At 69.1% G+C, this 236-nt stretch carries 1 protein-coding gene; it reads left to right on the top strand.

The window, feature by feature from the left end:
• A partial coding sequence (locus ACQG3P_RS23525) for a PLP-dependent transferase (RefSeq protein ID WP_426806393.1) occupies window positions 1-236 on the top strand: 236 nt, incomplete at both ends.

The raw sequence follows: 236 nt of genomic DNA, 5'->3' as shown, positions 1-236 counted from the left end.
TTGCCGCTGCGCAATACCGGCGCGGCGCTGTCGCCGTTCAATGCCTTCCTGATCCTGCAGGGCAGCGAGTCGCTGGCGCTGCGGCTGGACCGGATCAATGCCAACGCGCTCGCCATTGCCGGGTTCCTGCGGGACCACGCCAAGGTGGCGTGGGTGAACTACGCAGCGCTACCCGACCACCCCGAGCACGCGCTGGTGCCGCGTTACCTGCGCGGGCATGGCTCGGGTGTGCTGAC

The sequence above is a fragment of the Stenotrophomonas sp. SrG genome, from assembly GCF_050031795.1.
Taxonomy (GTDB): domain Bacteria; phylum Pseudomonadota; class Gammaproteobacteria; order Xanthomonadales; family Xanthomonadaceae; genus Stenotrophomonas; species Stenotrophomonas rhizophila_A.
Note: the sequence above shows the minus strand (reverse complement) of the source record. Positions and strands in the feature narration are given on the sequence as shown.